9 protein-coding genes and 1 pseudogene are annotated in these 20,564 nt (G+C 68.4%); 5 read left to right on the plus strand and 5 right to left on the minus strand.

All coding sequences use genetic code 11. The features are described 5' to 3' along the window. The first annotated feature begins 128 nt into the window (after nt 1-128). Nucleotides 129-2,159, plus strand: coding sequence for an FG-GAP-like repeat-containing protein (locus ABZ404_RS21120; protein ID WP_358990675.1), 2,031 nt, complete (start codon nt 129-131; stop codon nt 2,157-2,159). A gap of 785 nt (nt 2,160-2,944) precedes the next feature. Here the strand turns inward: ABZ404_RS21120 and ABZ404_RS21125 are convergent. The 3 genes from ABZ404_RS21125 to ABZ404_RS21135 all read right to left on the minus strand — a co-directional run bounded on the left by ABZ404_RS21125 (nt 2,945) and on the right by ABZ404_RS21135 (nt 11,426). Continuing rightward, nucleotides 2,945-3,442 (minus strand): hypothetical protein, encoded by a 498-nt coding sequence (locus tag ABZ404_RS21125; protein ID WP_358830988.1) that lies wholly within the window; start codon nt 3,440-3,442, stop codon nt 2,945-2,947. Nucleotides 3,443-4,232: 790 nt separating this feature from the next. Continuing rightward, entirely contained in the window at nt 4,233-4,493 is a 261-nt protein-coding gene (locus tag ABZ404_RS21130; RefSeq protein ID WP_358830987.1) for a hypothetical protein, read from the minus strand. Between the two features lie 9 nt (nt 4,494-4,502). After that, nucleotides 4,503-11,426: an RHS repeat-associated core domain-containing protein gene (locus ABZ404_RS21135; protein ID WP_358830986.1), complete on the minus strand. Its 6,924-nt coding sequence runs from the start codon at nt 11,424-11,426 to the stop codon at nt 4,503-4,505. Between the two features lie 634 nt (nt 11,427-12,060). Between ABZ404_RS21135 and ABZ404_RS21140 the strand changes: the two genes are divergently transcribed. The 3 genes from ABZ404_RS21140 to ABZ404_RS21150 all read left to right on the plus strand — a co-directional run bounded on the left by ABZ404_RS21140 (nt 12,061) and on the right by ABZ404_RS21150 (nt 18,661). Beyond that, nucleotides 12,061-15,882: an FG-GAP-like repeat-containing protein gene (locus tag ABZ404_RS21140; protein ID WP_358830985.1), complete on the plus strand. Its 3,822-nt coding sequence runs from the start codon at nt 12,061-12,063 to the stop codon at nt 15,880-15,882. Between the two features lie 166 nt (nt 15,883-16,048). After that, on the plus strand, nt 16,049-17,740 hold the full coding sequence (locus tag ABZ404_RS21145; protein ID WP_358830984.1) for a VCBS repeat-containing protein: 1,692 nt from the start codon (nt 16,049-16,051) through the stop codon (nt 17,738-17,740). Between the two features lie 360 nt (nt 17,741-18,100). Beyond that, nucleotides 18,101-18,661 carry a hypothetical protein gene (locus ABZ404_RS21150; RefSeq protein ID WP_358830983.1) on the plus strand — a complete coding sequence of 187 codons (561 nt, stop codon included), beginning with the start codon at nt 18,101-18,103 and terminating at the stop codon, nt 18,659-18,661. 18 nt (nt 18,662-18,679) lie between these two features. Here ABZ404_RS21150 and ABZ404_RS21155 read toward each other — a convergent pair. Then, nucleotides 18,680-19,071 (minus strand): annotated as a pseudogene (locus tag ABZ404_RS21155) (transposase); the annotation flags it as partial. A 182-nt stretch (nt 19,072-19,253) separates the two neighbouring features. Between ABZ404_RS21155 and ABZ404_RS21160 the strand changes: the two are divergent. Beyond that, nucleotides 19,254-19,388, plus strand: a complete 135-nt coding sequence (locus ABZ404_RS21160) for a hypothetical protein (RefSeq protein ID WP_358830982.1) — start codon at nt 19,254-19,256, stop codon at nt 19,386-19,388. Here ABZ404_RS21160 and ABZ404_RS21165 read toward each other — a convergent pair. Then, complete coding sequence (locus ABZ404_RS21165) at nt 19,385-20,530, minus strand: NAD(P)/FAD-dependent oxidoreductase (protein ID WP_358830981.1); 1,146 nt, start codon at nt 20,528-20,530, stop codon at nt 19,385-19,387. The two genes, ABZ404_RS21160 and ABZ404_RS21165, sit on opposite strands and share 4 nt — an antisense overlap. Between the last annotated feature and the right edge of the window lie 34 nt (nt 20,531-20,564).

Raw genomic sequence — 20,564 nt, forward strand, 5'->3', positions numbered from 1 at the left:
TTCCGACGGCAGGGGTGTGCGTACATCCGCGCCCACCCCTGCCAGGTCGTCTCCACCACTGCCTGACACAGCAACCCGTACGAGGAGAACCACCGATGACGCCCTCCCGCCCGCGCAGGTACCGGGGGATGACACGCATACGCGGGACGGTGATGGTGGCGACAGGGCTGTCGGCCGCCCTGTTCGCCGTCGACGCCTCCGCCGCGGCGGCCGCCCAGCGGTCCCCGGCGTCATCGCCCGTCGCCGCCACCCGCTCGGCGGCGGCCGAGTGGACCCGTACCTGGGGCACGGCCCTCGGCACGGCGGCCCCCTCCGCCGAGTCCAAGGTCACCGGACGGCAGACGATCCGCATGGTCGTGCACACCAGCATCGCCGGCAGCTCCGCACGCATCCATCTGGCCAACACCTTCAGCACAGAACCCGTGACAATCGGGCACGCCACGATCGCCCGCCAGGACCAGGGTGCAGCCGCCCAGGACACCCCCGTGTCCCTGTCGTTCGGCGGTACGCGTCAAGCGGTGATCGCACCGGGCGAGAGCATCGACAGCGACCCCGTGGACTTTCCCGTCAAGGCCGACGAGAACCTCCTCGTCAGCCTGTACCTGCCCGAGCCGGTGGCCACCGCGCCGTACCACCAGTACACGCTGACGACTTCGTACGCGTCGGCGCCGGGGGATGACTCCGACCTCGCCGCAGCGAGCGGCTCCAAGAGCTTTCCCGCGCGCTTCCCGCACTGGGCCTACCTCAGCGGGCTGGACGTGACCGCCAGTGCCGGCGGTGGCACCGTCGTGGCGATCGGTGACTCGCAGACCGACGGCGGGCACACCACTCCCGACACGAACCGGCGGTGGACCGACGCCTACAGCCGGGCGCTGCAACAAGGAGGGCGTCCCAGCGGCGTCGTCAACGCCGGAATCTCTGGCAACCGCCTGCTGACCGACAGCACCGGTACCCGCGCCGTCTACGGGCCCGCGCTGGTCCGCCGCTTCGACCGCGACGCCTTGGAGCAGCCCAACGCCACGCATCTGATCCTGTACTCCGGCGTCAACGACGTCCTGTACAACGAGGCCACCAGCGAGGCCCTCGTGGCGGCGGTCCGCGACCTCGCGAAGCGTGCGCACGCCGCCGGCCGCACTCTCACCGTCGCCACCCTCCCCGCGTTCGAGGGGAATCCGGACTACAGCGCGGCCAAGGAGCAGGTGCGCCAGGAGTACAACCGCTACATCCGCACGACCCGGGACATCGACAGTTACGTCGATTTCGACCGGGCCACGCGCGACCCGCTCAACCCCACGCGGCTTTTCGCCGGCTACTACACCCGCGGCGACGACCGGCTGCACCTCAACGACAACGGCAACCAGGCGATGGCCGACGTACTGGCCCCCGCCCCGGCCACCCGTCCTGCTCCGCGCTATTCCCAGACCTCGGCTGCCGACTTCAACCGGGACGGCACCGCGGATCTCATCGCCCGGGACAGCCAGGGGGCGCTGTACCTGTGGCCCGGCAATCAGGACATCGACGCCCCGGGCCACGGTGACGGTACCTTCGGTGGTCCGCGTCAGCTGACCGGGGGCTGGAGCTTCACCGAGACCACCGCCGCCGACTTCACCGGCGACGGCAAACCCGACCTCATCGCCAAGGACACCGCCAACAACCTCCACCTGTGGACCGGCCGAGGCGACGGCACCTTCGACCGCCCCCGCCAGCTCACCACCGGCTGGAGCTTCACCGAGACCACCGCCGCCGACTTCACCGGCGACGGCAAACCCGACCTCATCGCCAAGGACACCGCCAACAACCTCCACCTGTGGACCGGCCGAGGCGACGGCACCTTCGGTGGTCCGCGTCAGCTGACCGGGGGCTGGAGCTTCACCGAGACCACTGGCGCGGACCTCACCGGCGACGGCAAACCCGACCTCATCGCCAAAGACAGCCGGGCCGATCTGTACCTGTGGAGGGCGAACGCCGACGGCACCTTCCGCTCCAAGGAGCTTCTGAGCCACGACTGGAACTACACGCAGACCACCCCCGGCGCCTTCCGCGAGCCGGGCCGCGACCACCTCATCGCCCGCAGTGACGCCACCGGCGAGCTCGACCAGTGGGTGAACGACGGGACCGCCCAGCTCACCAGCCGGCTTCGGCTCACCGGCGGGTGGTAGGCGGGCAGCCGCCTCAGCCTCTAGTACGCGGTCGACCGCCTCTACCTACGCAGGCAGGTCCACGTTGGGGGCGGAGGCGTGGGGCAATGCGACGAAGTCGACCTCGGCCGCCAGATGGGCCGTGCCAAGCGTTTCTTGCCGTTGCCGACCAGTACGGCCGGCAACGCGGCCACTTCGGAAGAACGACTGGAGCGCGCTGGCGGGCTTCACCCGACAGCTACCCCGGGTCGAGTAGCCACCGGCGCGGACAGTGGGCAGCCGTACGTTCCGCAACGGTCAACGCTGCCCCGAACACCCTCGGAGCGGAGCCGTTCACCATGCGACGCAGGGAGCTTTGGCACCAGTCGACGAACCTGGGTGTGTTCTAGGCTTTGTCGAGTCCAGCAGCGCCGGTCCCGGAACCAACGACCCCAGGGGGCTGCGTAGGGCATGGCCGAGACGGGTGCTCGCAACCGTCGTTCGATGACACCCTCAACCTCGACAAGAACATCGTCGACCGCAGAGTACCGAGGCCTCCGGCAGCAGTAACGCGGTAAGCCCCATGACCTCCCAAGCCGTGGCACGGAAGAGATCCATGGTCACGCCTACGGGCTTTTCCGTCCCCACCTCTCGGGGAAGAGCTTGACGTTCTGCGCTGTCCGGCGGTGAACGGCGTAGTCGGTAGACACTGGACCGTGAACACCACGGAGTCCACCGCTACGCTTGTTCGCCGCGCAGCTCGCCCGGAAGGTCCCCCTACGAGATGCGATCTCGCCGCGCCAGTGATCGGGATGCTTCCGTCAACCTCACATGGTCGGTACGGCCAGGCCCGAAGCCAACTCCGGGTGCTGGCGCTTCAGTTCGTCGACCAGCAGCCGAAGCGGCGAGGTGGCACTCACGTTGGTGGCAACGACCCGAAGCGGCAGCACGATGCCCTCCCCGGACCGCAGCCCCAGCCGCACTCCCCGCATCTCAACCTGCTTCCGCGCCCCGAACACTCGGACGTTCGCCTGGTCCTTGACCACAGCCGCCGAGACGACGTCCCCCACACGGACGGATCCGGAGGGCGAGAGGCCGCTCTTCAACCCGCTCCGCGGCGTCTTCCAGGCTATGGCCTCGGCATCGACGCGAACCCAGATCTGAGAGGGTAGCGACAAGAAGCGTACGGCGACGAACAGTGCTAGGAGCCCGAGGAACACCTGGGCCGGGACAGACGACAGGCTCACGGCTACGGCGATCAGTGCGCCACCCAAGAAGAGCGATACGTTTCTTGCTTGCCGCATCGTGTACATCCGGATCTTCAACACAACTCCATATCGAGAACGACTCCACAGTGGGTAGCCCCCGCGAATGAGATCAGTCTGCCACCCACGAGGGAACCCAACGGTTTCTACCTACGGCAATGCACCCGGAACAGACACTCAATTCATTACCGTCCGTCTCGCATCAGGTCGGCTCGCCGAGCGACTATATCCTTCCCTCGCCTGAATTTGGAAGTCACCACATCGAGCGCGTTCACGATGTCCGAAATTTCATCAGGCACCACCTTCGGCTCGCAAAGTCGTTCACAGCCAAAAAACCCGGAATGCGCGACTCTGCCTGGCTGCCAATACAATTCCGGCACAGTCCCTCCGACCAGCCGCCCCGCTCCGACACGAATACACCGATCGCCGCGACTGGTTCACGGCGCCGAGGACCGGTTGCGAGCCACACGACCTGTTCGTCGCCGGAGCGCGCGCGAGTTCCTAGCTGCCACCAGCGAGCATCGACTGCAGACGCTGTTCGAACCCGCCTGGCGCACCGTCCTCCGCAGGGGCCCTTCTGTATGCAGACGGCGCGTTCCTCAATCGATGGACTACAGGTGCCCAGGCGAGACAAGAACTGCTCGAACGACGCCGCTACTTTACGAGGAACGCGGTCTTCGTGGATGTAGGCGACAGAACGCTCGCCATTCGGGCCGGACGCGCTTCTAGTCATCCGTTGCGCTGTCTTGTCGCGGCCTGGTCGCTTGCCGGCACACTGAAGCCCCATCAGTCACACCAACGGAGCTTCAGATTTGCTGTCATCACCAAGTGGAGCCGCTAGGGGTCAGCTCTACGCGTCGCCCATCAACCCGTCAGCAATGCGACGAGCCGTATCATCCGCGACTTCACTCCACACCACCAAGCCCATGGAATCAAATTCCTCCATGAGTGCCTGCCGAATATCTTCCATCGAGCGTCCACCATGGGTCCGACGGACATTCGCAACGGCGCGTTCAAATTGCTTCAAGCGCTCTTGAACGCTCGGAATATCCTTGTCGTACTCTGCGGGGTCCACCACTTGCATGCCACCGCCAATCTTTCTCGCAGCCATCCACTACGACTATAGGTCCCTGCGATAGACCTGCTGCAAGTGCGGCATCGCCTCTGGGCCGAAGATGTGCTCAAGCCTCCCGCTCACCTCATCGGTGACCCGGGTCGTTATATGCCCCTCTGCGGTCAATCGGTCATACGTGCATCTACACATACGGAAGATGAGAATCGCCGGGCGGTCACCGGTAGCTGTACGGCTTCCGCCGAACGTGGCAGCAGCGCTTAGGGTATCCGAGTCGCCAGGGCTCACCCGATAAGTGAATAGGTTGCCGGGCTGCCCCACGCCCCCACCGTGGGAATTCCCACGGGCCGCATCGCCGCTCAGTCCATTGGCCTCGATGTTATCGGCATGAGTTGAGCTCGTCCCATGCACGAAGTCCATGGACTCGTTGCAGTTGTGAACGAGTACTGGGGTGGCGCCTGCGAGTACATAGTACGTATGAATGCGCTCGACAGTAAGGTTGTACGTCGTCACCGTCCGCCGGTAATTACGGTTCTTGACGACCGTGAGCAGTGAGCCACTGGGTTCACGGAGCTTCTCGCCGGGCTTGAGGTCGACCGCGTCGACCCACTGCTTACGCGTCGCGTCCCAGTACGGATGGTGCTGGGTCGAGGTGACGACCTTGTCGCCCTCGGCCGTGCGGACCGTTGTGTCCGTGAAGTCCTTGTCCGTCAGCGTCACCTCCACGTGGGTGACCTTCTGCGGCTTGGTCGTGTTCGTCAGCGGGTCCGTGGCCTCGACGGTGTCGCCGACCTTGACCTGGTCGATCGGGACGGCGGCGCCGCCGGCCATCAGGACAGTTGTCGAGGCCGGGAAGCTGTTCGTCTTGCATCCGGGCCCTGCGGAGGCGAGTTCACCTCCGGCAGCGGCCTCGCCCTTGGCGGCCGCCGCCCCCGCCTCCCCCTCGGCCCCCGACTTCGAGACCGCCTTGGAGATGCCCTTGGCGACCTTCGCCGCCGCGCCGACCACCGCCGCGCCGGCTCCCACCGCCGCCAGGGCTTCGCCGCCCGCTGATATCACGGCCCCGGCCGCTGCGGCTGTCGCTCCGAATGTGGCGCCTTCGGCGGCTCCGGTGGCCGCCGCCATCATGACTCCGGCGCAGGCGACGCCTGCCGGGGTGACGCAGGCCGCGACCACCGCCACGATCACCACCGTGATCACGACGACCACGGCGACCGTCTCGATCTTGTCCCAGACCTTCTGCCACCAGTGGTGGTGCTTGGGCTTCTTGGGCGGTGCGGGCCGGGTGTCGTACACGGTGCCGGTCGTGGCCGTGTACGTGGCGTACGCGTCCTCGCTCTTCGTCTCCGGCGTGGAGTCCCGGCCGCACTTCTCCGGGTTGAAGTCGCAGACCGTCCGTCCCGTGGGGTCCGCGTTGTTCAGCGGGGAGTTGTCCGCGTACGCGTAGCCGTTAAGCGCCTGGGGGTCGGCCGCGTCGAAGACCGGGTCCACCGACAGGAAGCGACCCAGGTTCGGGTCGTACTCGCGGGCGCCCAGGTTGGTCAGACCCGTGTCCGTGTCCACGGTCCCGCCCACGAAGCCCTTGTCGCCGGGCCAGGAGGCGGGAGTCGGGCCGCCGCGGTTCTGGCCGAACGGGGCCGTCGGCCTGCGCTGGACCGTGAGCGTCGCCGAGTCCACGGCGACGTTGTCCGTGCCGTGCGGGTCGGAGGCCAGGTAGGTGAGGCGGCCGTCGCTCGTGCGGGCCAGGGTCAGGGAGCCCGGGACGCCGTAGTAGCGGGTGGCGCTCGTCGCGTTGGTGTCCTTGTTCAGGACCACCTCGGTGCCCGGCAGGTACAGCGTCGACGTCGTCGGGTCGTGGCGCAGCAGCTGGTTGCCGTCCGCGTCGTAGACGAAGTCCGTGCCCTTCTCCGTCTGGGTCTTGGTGACCGTGTCGAGTTTGCCCTCGTCGGTCCAGGTGAAGTTCTGCGTGCCCGCGACTGTGGTGTGGGCGGTGGTGTTGCCCGCCTCGTCGTAGGCGAAGGTCTCGGTGCTGGTGCCCTTGGCCGGGCTGCTGGCGGTCATCGACTGGACGGCGTGCGGGTGCGGCTGGCCGGGCGCCGGGTAGGCCTGCGTGTGGGTGACGTCCTTCGTCGTGTCACCGGTGACGTCGTGGTCGACCTCGCTCGTACGGTTGCCTGTCAGGTCGTATCCGTAGGACTGCCAGTACGGGTTCGGGCCGCCCAGGTTGGCCGCGCTCGGCGTGGTGTGGGTGCAGCCGCCGATGCCCGCGGCCTTCGGGGCGGGTTCCGTGGTGGTGCCGCCCTTGTCGGTCCACGCCTCGGTGAGCCGGTTCAGGTAGTCGTAGCTGAAGCACTGCGTGTCGGTCTGGCCGGTGTCCTGGACGTCCGAGGCGGAGGTGACCGCGCCGGACGGGGTGTAGGTGTAGCTGGTGACGTCGACCGGCGTGGTGCCGTTCTCCTTGTCGAGTGTCGACTTGAGCACCCGGCCGGTGGCGGGGTCGTAGCTGTTGGTCTGAGAGACCTGCTTGGGCACGTCGCCGAGGAGGCTGCGCTGGACCTGGCCGTACGGCGTGTACCACATGCCGCTGATGTAGTCGGCTCCTCCACCGACCAGCATCGGCTTGCCGGCGAGGTTGTAGGAGTAGTAGACGGGCTCGGCGGCCAGGCCTCCCGCGGCGGGCATGGTGGCGGTGTCCAGCAGACCGGTGTTCGGCGTGTACGCCGCGGTGGTGGTGTAGGTGCCGGCCAGTTTGCCCTCGGCCGCCGGAATCGTGACCGTGCTGCCCGTGGGCCGGTACGCCACGTCGTAACCGGTGACCGCGTTGGTGTACGCGTTGCCGTTGCTGTAGCGGGTCGACGATGTCGGCTGTCCCTTGGCCAGGGTGTCGTACGTCCACGAGGCCAGCTTCGTACCGCTCGTCGACCCGGCATACTCGGCCGTCTTGCGGCCCAGTTCGTCGTAGGTGAACGCCAGTGTCTTGTGGCGGGCGTCCGTGACCGAGGTGAGCCGGTCGAGGTCGTCGTACCCGTAGGTGGTCGTGCCGGTGTCCGGGTCCGTGGAGGAGGCCCTGCGGCCGCGCTGGTCGAAGGTGGTGCTCCACTTGTTGCCCGCGCTGTCGGTCACCTGGTCCTGGTTGCCCGAGGCGTCGTAGTGGTAGCGCGTGACGTCGGACGGGCCGGTGGGCGTGCCTCCGTGGTACTGGCGGAGCTCGACCGTGCGGCCGCGCGCGTCGGTGAGGGTGCTGGTCGCCGAGGCGCCGGGCGGCGGGGTGACGTCGACGCGGTCGACGCCGGGGTACGCGGTGCTGCTGCGCCACTGTTCCACGGCGAGGCTGGAGAGGGTCTGCGCCACGGGGCGGCCCATGCCGTCGTAGAACGTGCCGGTCTGCGACGGCACCTGGTCGTCGTTGACAACGAACAGCGAGGGGGTGGGGTTGGTGGTGTTGTAGTAGGGGGCGTTGGTCTTCACCGTCCAGCCATGGGTGTCGTAGAAGGTGTCCGACACCAGCCGGCCGGTCCCGCCGTCAGCGCTGCTCTGCTGCTCCTGGCGCAGCCGCAGCAGCCCGTCGTACAGCTTGTAGTCGATCGTGTAGGAGTTGTCCTCGCGGAGCGTCTCGCTGGTGACGACGCTCGGGGTGCCCTTGTTGAGCGCGTAGGTGAAGCGCTTGTTGGCGCTCTTGCTCGCCTTGGGCCGGCCGGGCAGCCAGACGGCCGCGAGTCTGCCGAGCGGGTCGTACGCCAGGTCGGTGATGCGGCCGTTGGCGTCGGTCGTGGTCAGCGGGGCAGCCCGCAGCGGGTCATAGGTGGTGGTGCTCTTCCAGCCCGCGGTGGCCGGTGCCACGACCGGCTGAGTGCTCGTGGCGGAGGTCGGCAGCACGCCGGTCGCCGGGCTGTAGGCGGTGGACGTGGTGGCGCCGAGCGCGTCGGTCACGCTCGTCACACGGCCGTAGCTGTCGTAGGTGCTCGTGCCGATCGTCTTGAACTGGGCGGTGCCGGAACTGTCGTAGTGGTCGAGGACCTGGGTGGACGTGGCGTCGCCCGTGCCCAGGACGTAGCCGAACGGCTTGTTGTCGTACATGCTGCGGTTGTCCGCGAGCGTGTTGTCCGCGTTCGGCGTGCTGTCACAGCTTCCGGCGATCTTGATGACCTCGGACGGGAAGGCCATCATGTTGGCCCAGGGCGTCGCGTTCTGCGCGTAGCTGGTCTTCGTGCAGACTTCCGGCGTCGCCGAGGTGCCGTCGCCCTTGTCGTCGACCGCGACGACGCGTCCGTCCGTGTCGTACGAGGTGTCGATCTCCGAGGTGCGCCAGGTCTTGGCGGCGCGCAGCGCACTCGTCTGAACCTTGGCGGTGCCCCCGAGCCGGGCGGTCAGGTCGGGCAGACCGGCCCGTTTGTGGGTGGCGGTGACGCGGCCTTCCCAGGGGGTACGGAAAGTGGCTTCCTGGATGGATCCGCCGGCCGTGTCGTAGGCCCGGCTCTCACGGACGACACCGGCCAGCTGATCGTCGTCGGTCACCGAGACGCCCGCGGAGTCCGTGACGGTGACCGACTTGTGGGAACCGTCGGCCTTCAGGTCCCCGTTCATACCGCGCAGGTAGAGGGAGGAGCTCTGCGTCAGTACCTGGGGTGCGGTGCCGGTGTGGGTGACGACCTCGCCGTAGCCGCGGAACTGGCCCCAGCTGCGGTTCTTGGGGTCCATCAGTTCTTCGTCGTCGTGGTGCCAGGCCGCGCCGCCCCGGTACTCGTACGAGGTGGACTTGGCGGCGGCGCCGAGCGTGGAGTTGTCGACCTCGGTGACCTGTTCGACCACATGCTTGTGGAACCAGTCCAGGGTCGGGTCGCTCGCGCCCTGCGGGACCCAGTACACGGGGTAGCAGGCCATGGTGTTGCTGTCGGGCGAAGCGGGCATGTGGGTGCCCTTGACGCACTCCGGCGACTTGTAGGTGATATTGATCTGGGCGCCGGCTTCGGTGACGATCGCCTTGACCCGGTAGCGGTTGATCGGCGGGATGTTGTCGGTGGTCGTGTCGACCCGGTTGGCCAGGCGTGTCCCGTAGAAGGTGACGGCGGGCAGCCCGAGCGTGCCGCCGTCCTTGCCGGTGTGGGTGATCGACGCGAGCCACAGGCCCGGCTTGTTGGTGTCGCCCGTGGCCGGGAACTGGTGGGTGAGGTCGTAGGTGTCCGCCTGGGAGTACGCCGAGCCGACCAGCACCTGGGTGGTGATGGCCGCCAGCCGCCTGGTGGTCCAGAACGATGGCGCGTGGTTGGAGCACGTGCCGGTCGAGGCGCAGTTCTGGTCGAATGGCACATCGGGCCAGTGGGTGGCGGTGCTCGCGGTGGGCGGCGTGTCGGGACAGGTGAACGTCGAGTCGGAGACACAGCGCTCCGCCGTGGTGAAGATGATCTGTGCGGCGGCCTTGCTCCCGGCGACCGCGTCCGGCACCCGCTGCCCGTAGGAGATGGTGGTGAGGTACCCGCCGCGGATGTAGGGCGTCAGGGTGTTGGAGGTGCCGCGCGCGTAGTAGTTGGACTCGGTCTTGTACGTGTACGTCGTCACGTTCTGGTTGGGGTCCACGACGAAGTCGAGGGACCAGTGCCACGCCTGCTGGCACCAGGAGGTGTCGAACGTGTCCCCGTGGCAGGGCTCCCCGGTGTTGTTGCCGAAGACCGGGGCGGTCCAGGTGGAGTTGGTGGTGGGCGTGGTGGTGCTGCCGGGCGCGTGGTTGAGGCCGAAGTAGTACTGGGTGCCGTTGGTCGTGGTGACCTTCCAGTACTCGCCGTTCTGGGCGCCGTTCGTCGCGCCGGTGAGGCGCTCCACCCGTGAGCCGTCGTCGCCGCTCTCACGCCAGATGCCGGTGGTGTCGTCCTTCACAAGCTTGACGGTGCGACCGCCGAGCGACAGCGTCGCGTTGTCGGTCGCCCAGCAGTTGTCGCCGACCGTGTTGGGCTGGCCGTCCTTGGAGCACGGCTTGTACGAGCGCTCGACGTAGCCGGGCTGGTAGTCCCAGCCGTCGCCGATCCATGAGGCCTGGTTGTTGGTCGCGGCGGTACGGCCGTCGATGCTGGAGGAGTCGTACGACAGCGCCACCGAGGGTGCGGAACCGCCCAGCGGCGGGGGCACGCCGATCGGGTACGTCCAGGTGAAGTCGCCGGAGGAGGTGCCCGCGCTCCAGCTTCCGGAGGGGGAGAGCGCGGTGGCGCCGTAGGTGCCGCCGGCTCCGGCGGGGCCGGCCGTCGCGGCGAGCACGAGGGGCTGGGCGCTGCCTGTCGTGGCGGCGCCGGGCAGCGCGACGTCGGCCACCAGGCGGTGGTTCTCGAAGTCGTTGCGGAAAGGCAGGGGCTTGGACGTGCGGCATGCCGGGGAGTGCGGCGTCGTCATGGCGCAGGCGGGCAGCTGGACCAGCTGGAGGCGGGCCGCGTAGTCACCGCCGTAGGCGTCGGCGAAACCGGCGTAGTCCAGACCGACCGAGGCCTTGCCGCCCGTCTGGCGCGGCGCGCTGTCGGTCAGGGAGAACATGGCGCCATTGACCCCGGCGCGCTGGGCGGCGGTACGGCCCGCGACCGCAACGGTGACGGCTGTGGGTGTGGGTGTGGTGCCGGTGGCTTGGTTCGTGCGCTGTTTGGTCAGCGCGCCCGGGCGGCCGACCCATACCGGGGTTCCGGCCGCGTGGGCCGGGCCGGGCTCGGCGTAGGGCAGCCGCGTGACCGACTGCCGCGAGGGCGCCTGCGGGGGCGCGCTGTTGTCGGCCGCCGGGTTGACCTGGACACGGGTCGCGGACGGCCAGGTCACCGACAGCGGCCGGTACTTGGCAGGAGACGACCCGCGAGCACCGGAGGGCGCGACGGCCTGATGCGGCTCGACGTCGTGCCCCGGCACCGAGTGCGCCTTGTCCAGTGGCCGCGGCGACCACTGCTTGGGCAGATGGTGCCCCTGAGCGAGCACCGGCGCCCCGGACAGCAGCGTCAGAACCAACGCGAAACAGGCGGCCAATGCCACCGTGTCCCGGGTTCTGCCCGCACGTCGAATCCGGCCAAAAAATTGCGAGAAATACCCGCCCCTGCTTCTCACTACAGTCCCCACCCCAGCAAGCAAAAGAGACCGGAAAACTAGCAGCGGAAAGGTTCTGCCCACCCCATGCGAGCGCAAAGAGTGAGCAAATTAAGGACTCAAATCCCTTACTGAGGCGCTAGATGACCCAGATCGGACACTTCACAGAAGGTCCACCAGCCCACCACACAACAGGCAGGACAATTCAGGACGTTAGCCTCTACACCTGCACGATGAAGCCTGAGGCGTCCGTGCCACTCCCCATGGAGCGCAAGTCCGACTTAGCCGCTATACATCCATTCAACCCGTTGACGATGCAGACCGTCATGAAACCACGCGCTGAATGTCTGACTCCCCGTATATGCTCCCCGGGCGCTCGCTGAATTAGCGGGCTGAATTCCATATTCCGCAGCCATACAGGAGCAGCATGGGGACCGAAAGACGGCGTCGGCGAAAAGCGATCGCCTCGGCCTGGAGTGTGGCGGTGAGCAGCGCCCTGATATCCGTCGCATTCGGCGCCGGCCCGGCAGCGGCCGGCGGGGGGGACGCTCCCGCTCCTGTGAAGCCGAACCCCGTCGAGCACCCCGCCACCGAACCATCGACACCGCTCACCGGTCCGCAGGCCGCCGAAGCCGAGGCCGCGGCGCAGGCCAAGGCGACCGGCTCGGCCGTGCCCGTGCAGAGTGCCACCACCCCGACCAGTACGCTCACCGCCAACCCGGACGGGAGCTTCACCCAGAGGCAGAACGTCACTCCCGTTCGCGTGCGGAAGGACGGTCAGTGGACGCCGCTCGACGCCACTCTCCGGCGCGGCGACGACGGGTCGCTCACCACCACCGCGACTCCCACCGCGCTCGCGTTCTCCCCGGGCGGGACAGGCCCGCTCGCCAGGATGACCACGCCCGAGGGCAAACAACTCGCGCTCTCCTGGCCCGATCCCCTGCCCGCGCCCACCGTGTCCGGCAGAGCCGCCCTGTATCCGAACGTCCTTCCCGACGTCGACCTCCGCGTCACCGCCCAGGACCAGGGCGGATTCGCCCAGGTCCTGATCGTCAAGACCCGCGAGGCCGCCACGAATCCGAAACTGGCCACCGTACGGCTCGCCACCTGGACGACGAGCGGACTGACGCTGTCGGATGACGCACACGGCGGCCTGAGCGCCAAGGACGCCACGGGAGCCGCGGTCTTCTCCGCACCCACTCCGACGATGTGGGACTCCAGCACCGCGTCCGGCTCCGCCACGTCCGGCCTGTCGATGGCCCGCAACAGGGCCCTGGTACAGGAACGCACGGCCGCCGCGGGCGAGACCGGCTCCTCGCCCGACGGGCCGGGGGCCGGTGCCAAGCAGGCCGACCTGCGGGCCCGGACCGCCGAAGGAGCCATTACCCTCACCCCCGACCAGCACCTGCTCACCGCCGCCGACACGCACTACCCCGTGTACATCGATCCCAACTGGGAACCGGGCAGGACCGACAGCAACACCTGGGGCGCTGTCTGGGAGGCGTACAAGAACAGCGCCTGGGACACCGGAAAGTGGGGCAATCCGGGCGTCGGCTACCAGGGGTACCAGACCGACACCGGCATCGAGCGCGTCTACTACAAATTCAACACGTCCCCGTACGTAGGAAAGGTCGTCCACTCGGCCACCCTCACCATGACGGAGACGTACTCCGCCTCGATCGGCTGCGAGAAGTACGGGCTCAACGTCTACCGCACCGACTCCTTCAGCACGGGCATCACCTGGAACACCGCGCCCAGCGCCCACGAGAGGATCGGCAGCGCCTCGGTCACCGGCACCCGCAACAACGACTGCCCCGGCAACCAGCTCGCCGAGGCCGACATCACCTCGGCCGTCGACAACGCGGGTTCCAGCCTGGCGGTCGGCGTCTTCGCCGCCGACGAGAGCAACCGGGACGCCTTCAAGCGGTTCTCGACCAGCGCGTCCCTGGTCGTGCAGTACAACACCGTCCCCAAGGTGCCCACGTCACCCGGGACCACCCCCGCCTCCGTCTCACCCACCACGCCCGACTGCGGGGTGAACACCATCGGCTGGATCGGCGCGACCAACGCGGCCGGTGACGGAATCCACCTCCGGGCCACGGTCGCCGACGCCGACTCCGACCAGCAGGTCCGCGGACAGTTCGGGATCTGGGACGACTCGGACGGCAGCAGAAGCGTCATCGGCATGGGCGACAACGGCTCCAGTACCGCCTGGGTCTCCAGCGGCACCACCGTCGACAAGGCGGTCGGCACCCTCACCGACGGTCATCTGTACGGCTGGTACGCCCGATCCGACGACGGCATCAGCCACTCCGCCACCACACCCGTCTGCCACTTCCGCGTCGACGGGACACCGCCGTCGGAGCCGGCGGTCGCGTCGGACGACTACCCCGCCTCCGGCTCCACGGTCACGACGCATCACGCGGACGACCGGTTCGGCGGCACGTTCCGGCTCAGCGCCTCGGACGGCGGAAGCGGCGTCGACTACTTCGAATACTCCTTCAACCGGTCCCTCCCGGTCGGCGGCGCCACGACCGTCGACGCCGTGAACGGGACGGCTTCCCTGAACCTGACACCCGGCCACTGGGGCACGAACGTGCTCTACGTGGACGCGGTCGACAATGCCGGAAACCGCTCCCGGACGTACGAGTACGACTTCTACGTGCCGGGCAATCCGAACGCCAAGGCCGTGGCGGGGGATCTGACCGGTGACGGCCTGCCGGACGTCGCCACCGTGGACGGCGGCGGGAACATCCGCATGTACCCCGTCGGCACGGACGACCCGGCGCGCGGCGGTACTGTCGCGGCCTACCAGGCGCCCAGCAAGCTGCCGGCCACCGCCACGTGGGCCGGGGCCATCCTCGCCCACCGCGGCTCCCAACACGGCGGGCAGACCGTCGACGACCTGTTCGCCTACAAGGGCGGAGAGCTGTACCTCTACCTCAACCCGACGAACGGCGACTTCACCAAAGCACAGCTGGTGACGGTGACCCGGCCCGACTGCGCCTTCGATGCAGCCAAGTGCCGCAGCTATGGTGACAACTGGCAGCAAGTCACCCAGCTCATCGCGCCCGGCGATGTGGACGGAGACGGCGGCAACGACCTGGTCACCGTGGAGAACGGTGTGCTCTGGCTGTTCCACGGGGCCGGCAACGGCCGTTTCGTCAATCCGGTCCAGATCGGTGCCGGCGGCTGGCAGAGCATGACCGTCCTCGCCCCCGGCGACATCGGCGCCGCCAGCGGCGCCTCCCGTGACGGCCTGCCGGATCTGTGGGCGCGCGACACCACCACGGGCGCCCTGTACGCGTACTACAACCGCGTGGGCGACTCGACCGGACTGGGCGACATCACCACCCGCCAGCAGATCGGCTCCGGTTTCTCCGTGCTGGCCCATCCGTCGCTCACCTCCGACGGTGACCTCGACGGCGACGGCTACGCCGATCTCGTCTCCACCACCTGGGGCGGAAGCCTGATCGAGTTCCCCGGCCGGGCACCCGCGGCGGGCCAGTACCCGTTCACCGCCGCCGCGGACATCAGCCAGCGCGTCTGGGGCAAGACCATCCAGACCCTCGAGGGCTCTGCCTACCGGCCATACGCCAAGAACGACTACGACGGTGACGGCAGGAGCGATCTCACCGCCATCTCCGGCTCCGGCACCCTCTACTACTGGCACGGCAACGGCAACGGCAGCCTGCGCAACGGCGCCCGCTTGTGGCCGGTTGACGGCGACTACCTCACCTTCCGCGACCTGGCCCCGGGCGACCTCAACGGGGACGGCAAGACCGACCTCGCGGACATCAGTGGGGTGGGCACGCTCTACTGGAAGCCGGGTGACGGCAACGGCGGTCTCGGCGGTTCGGAGAAGCTGTGGCTCACGGAGGAGGACTTCAAGACCTTCCGGGATCTGACCTCCAACGACTTCAACGGGGACGGCAAGTCGGATGTCGCTGTCATCTCCGGCTCCGGCAACCTCTACTGGTGGGCGGGCGACGGCAACGGCCACCTCGGCACCGCCCAACGCCTCTGGCCCAACGAAGGCGATTTCACCACCTTCCGCGACCTGACCTCCGGCGACTTCAACGCAGACGGCAAAACCGACATCGCCGCGATCTCCGGCGCAGGCAACCTCTACTGGTGGGCAGGCGACGGCAACGGCCACCTCGGCACCGCCCAACGCCTCTGGCCCAACGAAGGCGATTTCACCACCTTCCGCGACCTGACCTCCGGCGACTTCAACGCAGACGGCAAAACCGACATCGCCGCGATCTCCGGCGCAGGCAACCTCTACTGGTGGGCAGGCGACGGCAACGGCCACCTCGGCACCGCCCAACGCCTCTGGCCCAACGAAGGCGGCTTCGCCACCTTCCGCGACCTCGCCTGACCCAGCCGCAGGGTGTCCCGGCCCCCAAGGGCCGGGACACCTGCTCCACCCCCTGACCAGCCCCCCCGGAAGGCCTCCCCACGTGCCTATCAGTCATCGTCACCGCGTCGCGCTGGCGATCGCCGCGCTAAGTACCGCAATCGGCGCTACCCCCGTACAGACGGCCATGGCTGCCGACGCCGGCGCCTCCGAAGCCGGACTGGATCTGAGCACCCCCAGCACGGTCTACGTCAACGGCACCCCCGGGGACGTAGACCTCACGGTCACCCGCCCGCCCGCCGGCGATACCTATATCCGGCTGGACCTCCACGGCGCCGGACTGGACCACATACGCATCGTGGACGATGCCGGTACCGACGTGCCGTCGCACTACGACGCGTCGGATGAGTCCAGGAGGATCTTCGAGATCGGAGCGGCCGACAGCGATCACAACGGTGTACCCGGAGCACCTCTGGCCGAAGGCACGACCCATCTGCACGTGGCCGCTGAATACGGCGTGGGCAACCACGTCTCCCTGTACGGCCGCCTCGTGGACGGTGCCAGCGGACAGTTCCTCGACAACGCCCTGGAGCAGGGCCCGATAATGATGCCTCTGTCGTCGCCGTCGTTCACGAGCAGTTGGGTTTCCCCGGGGCACGGCACCGGTACCAACGCGACCATCGTCGTCAGCGCGGGTTACCCCCAGCCCGCCCACATGCGACTCACCACGCACATGGGGGCCATGCCTTCGCCCCCGACGAAAACACACACCCAGCTGCGATTCACCGCGCGGCAGCTGGCAGCCGCCGGCTACAGCGCCACGAAGCTGACCGAGGGGGTGAGGGTCGAGTACTCGACGGACGGCTCGCAGTACGCCCGGGTTCCCTGGACGACCGATGCCAGTGGCGCCGCCGTCCTCGACTTCCCCGCGCGCTCGTGGGGAGCCGACAAGCCGGTCGAGGCAACCGAGGACCTGCGTCTGTCTGCCTCCTGGGGGCTTCCGGCCAGCTTCCTCAACGGCGCTTTCTGCACGTTCGCCGACGAAGGAAGAGAGGTACTGAGACAGGACCAGGAGTTCCAGTTCGAACACGACTACGTCCCCGCCTCCGCCAGGCACTCCTTCTACGGCAGGGACGCAGCCGGCGTCCTGTGGCAGTACAAGGAGGGCGAGTACCCCGAATACCACGGCCAGTACTACACCCCCCGCACCCGCGTCGGAGGCGGCTGGCAGGCGTACGACCTGCTGACCAAGGTCTCCACCTTCGGCGTCCAGGGCAACGGCGACCTCGTCGCCCGCGACCGCTCCGGCGTGCTCTGGTACTACGGGGGCAGCGGCGACAGCAGCGCCCCGTTCCTGTCCCGCAGCCGGGTCGGGGGCGGCTGGCAGATCTACGACACCCTTCTCGGCGCGGGCGATGTGACCGGGGACGGCAGGCCGGACCTCCTCGCCCGCGACCGGGCCGGCACGCTCTGGCTGTACAAGGGCACCGGCAACCCGAGCGCGCCCTTCGCCACCCGCACCCGCGTCGGTGGCGGCTGGAACACCTACACCATGATCACGGGCGGCTCCGACCTGACGGGCGACGGACGCCCCGATCTGATCGCCCGCGACCACAATGGTGTGCTCTGGCTCTACCGGGGCACCGGACGGGCCGCCGCCCCCTTCAGCGACCGCACCCGCATCGGCGGTGGCTGGAACATCTACACCGCCCTCTCCACGCCCGGAGACCTGTCCGGGCACGGCCACGCAGGCAGTCTGCTGGCCCGTGACCACGAGGGCAGGCTCTGGATCTACTTCGCCACCGGCAACGCCGACACCCCGTTCGGGCCACGGCTGCAGATCGGCGACGGCTGGAACACGTACAACGCCCTCATCTGAGCAGGCCACCGCTCCAGGTTCTGACTATCCAGGGGATACCGAGGCCGTGGGTGTTCCGACACCCACGGCCTCCTGCTGTCAATGGCGCTCGTACGGGACGGTGGGCTCCACCTCCCGGCACAGGGCCCGGAACGGACCGCCCGGCTGGTCGCCCCCGCACACTCGCTCTTCACCATCCGCACCCGCACGGATGGTTCCTTCGGTGTCTCGGAAGTCCCGTCTTCCGCCTCCCGGAGACAGTCGGGCCGTACCAGGGGGGAAATGAGCCATATGAGGCTGGGCTGCTGTGGATCTTTGCGAGTCACACAAGTATTGCGGGTCTGGCTCAAGCGACTTGGCATCAGTGGAAGGAACAGGCAAGTGGCAGAGACCGTGCGCTCACGGCGCCGACTCGCAGCTCACGCAGTCCTGACCGCGCTCGCGCTCTCCATTTCGGCCATGGCTGTCACCGGCTGTGACGCTTCCACGCCGAGCCGGTCGGCCTCATCGTCGACGCTTTCCAGCGATCCGCCCAGCGTGGACACGCCCATCTCGGAAGCGGGCAAGAAGGCCGAGCAGGTACAGAGCGCTGTCAACGAGGGGCTGACCCACTACTACAACAGCTTCGGCGAGGGGATCCACTCTCCCTGTACGCCGGCCGCCAGAACACTGTTCAGCGATAAATGCCGCAAGGCAGGGGAGGCGATCCAGTCCGTTGCCCGCGACGCTCTCAAGGACATCGGAGGTAGCGAGGGCTTCCCTACCTTGAGAGAGCAGGCCCAGATCACGATCGACGCCTTCAGTGGGTACCGGGAGACCCGCTGTGCCGGCAACCCGCAGGCGGCGAAGCCGCGATCACTGTGTGTGCATTACGGAAGCGTTCTGGCGCAAGCGCCGTCAAATCTGCGTGATGGGGTCACCCTGGGCCTCGCCGGAAAGTGAGGAGCCTCCGGCGGGGGCTTACTGGCACTGGCAAAGGCGTTGAACGTGGCGGTGGGTGGTCAGGCAGACGGCGGCGAGGCCGAGGAAGGTTTCGTGGATGTCGTCGCGTCGTTCCCAGCGGATCCGCAGGCGGCGGAAGCCGTGGAGCCAGGAAATGGTGCGCTCGACGACCCGGTGGAAGGCGCCCGGGCCGGTGCCGTGCGGCTCGCCCCGTCGGGGGATGACGGGACGGATCCCGCGCTGTCACCGGAGCCGGCGGTGTGTGTGCGTGGTTGTGGCCGCGGTCGGCGAAGAGCATGTCGGGCCGATGCCGTGGCCGGCCGACAGCACCGCAACGCGGGGAACTTGTCCAGCAGCGGCAGCAGCTGGGTGATGTCGTTGCGATTTCCGCTGGTCAGCGACACCGCGAGTGCGCAGCAAGAGAGAACAAGCACTGCCCGCCCGCAGCGCGTCCACACCGGCCGCGGCTACGACCACGCCATTGTGACCGGGTCCATAGGTTCGAGAACACGTCGGCGGCTGCCCGGCGCGGCATCGAACACGGCTCCGGTCTCGAGGTCTACCGCTGGGACAGACGTGGAGGGCAGCGATTGTGCTGTTGCGCTGGTTCCGGTGCCTGCGGATGCGCTGGGAGATCCGCGACGACGTCCACCGAGCCATCGTCACCCTGGGCCGCGCCGTCATCCGCTGGCGCCGGCTGGAGACCTCGTTGCGTACCCGGTCCTAGCGCTGGGCGTCGTTGGGGCCGTCGAAGTCGGGTATGTCCGTGGACAGCAGGTGTTCGGCGGCGTGTTCGAGGGCTTTGGCCGTCTCGGTGGAGCGGGGGAGCATGGTCTTCTCGTAGGTGCGGATGGCGTCGTCGACGGTGGCGGCGTTCGCGAGGGCGAGGGCTAGTTCGCTGGCGTCGAGCATGGCGAGGTTGACGCCGACGCCGAGCGGGGGCATGAGGTGGGCGGCGTCGCCCAGCAGGGTCACCGTCGCGCTGTGTTCCCAGGTGTGCGGGACCGGGAGGGCGAGGATCGGGCGGTCGATGTAGGGGCCGTCGTTTTCGGTGATCATCCGGCGCATGCGGGGTGACCAGTGGGCGTATTCGTCGCGGAGCACGGCGCGGACGCCGTCGGTGTCCTCGGCGGTCAGCCCGTGGGCGCCGATCCAGTCGGCCGGGACGCGTTGGATGATGTAGACGCGGATGTGGTTTCCGCTGTTGCGCTGGGCGAACAGCGCGCGTGCGCCGTCGGCTGCGTGGGCGCTGCCCGAACCGACCAGCTCGGCGATCTCGGGGTGTCGCTTCTCGACGTCGGAGAACCGTGCTTCCAGGAAGCTGACCCCGGTGTACTCGGGGACGGCGGGGGACACGGCCGGGCGCACCCGGGAGAAAGCGCCGTCGGCGCCGATGACCAGATCGGTCTCGATGCTCGTGCCGTCCGCGAAGTGCAATCGCCGCGGCCCGTCGGCGGGCCCGCTGATCGTGTCGAGAGCGCGACCCCACTGCACGGTACCCGGCTGCACGGAGCCGAGCAGCAGGTCGCGCAGCTGGCCGCGGTCGATTTCCGGCTTGAAGAGCTCGTCGGGCGCCGGGACTTGGTGGGACGTGATCCTGCCGGTGGGGTCCATCAGGCGCATCTCCTGCCCTTCGGGACGGGCGAGGGCGAAGAACTCGTCGAGCAGGCCGGCTTCGCGCAGGGCGACCTGGCCGTTGTCGGCGTGCAGGTCGAGGGTGCCGCCCTGGTTGCGGGCGTCCGGGCCCGGGTCGCGGTCGTAGACGGTGACCGCGATGCCGCGCTGCTGGAGGATGCGGGCGCAGGTCAGTCCGCCGGGTCCGGCGCCGATGATGCTGATGCCGGCACGCGCGGGGGCTGGGGAGTTCATGGTTGTTCCTGTCGGTCGGTGAAGAGGAGGCGTC

The sequence above is a fragment of the Streptomyces sp. NPDC005878 genome (genome assembly GCF_040629815.1).
In the GTDB taxonomy this organism is placed as follows: domain Bacteria; phylum Actinomycetota; class Actinomycetes; order Streptomycetales; family Streptomycetaceae; genus Streptomyces.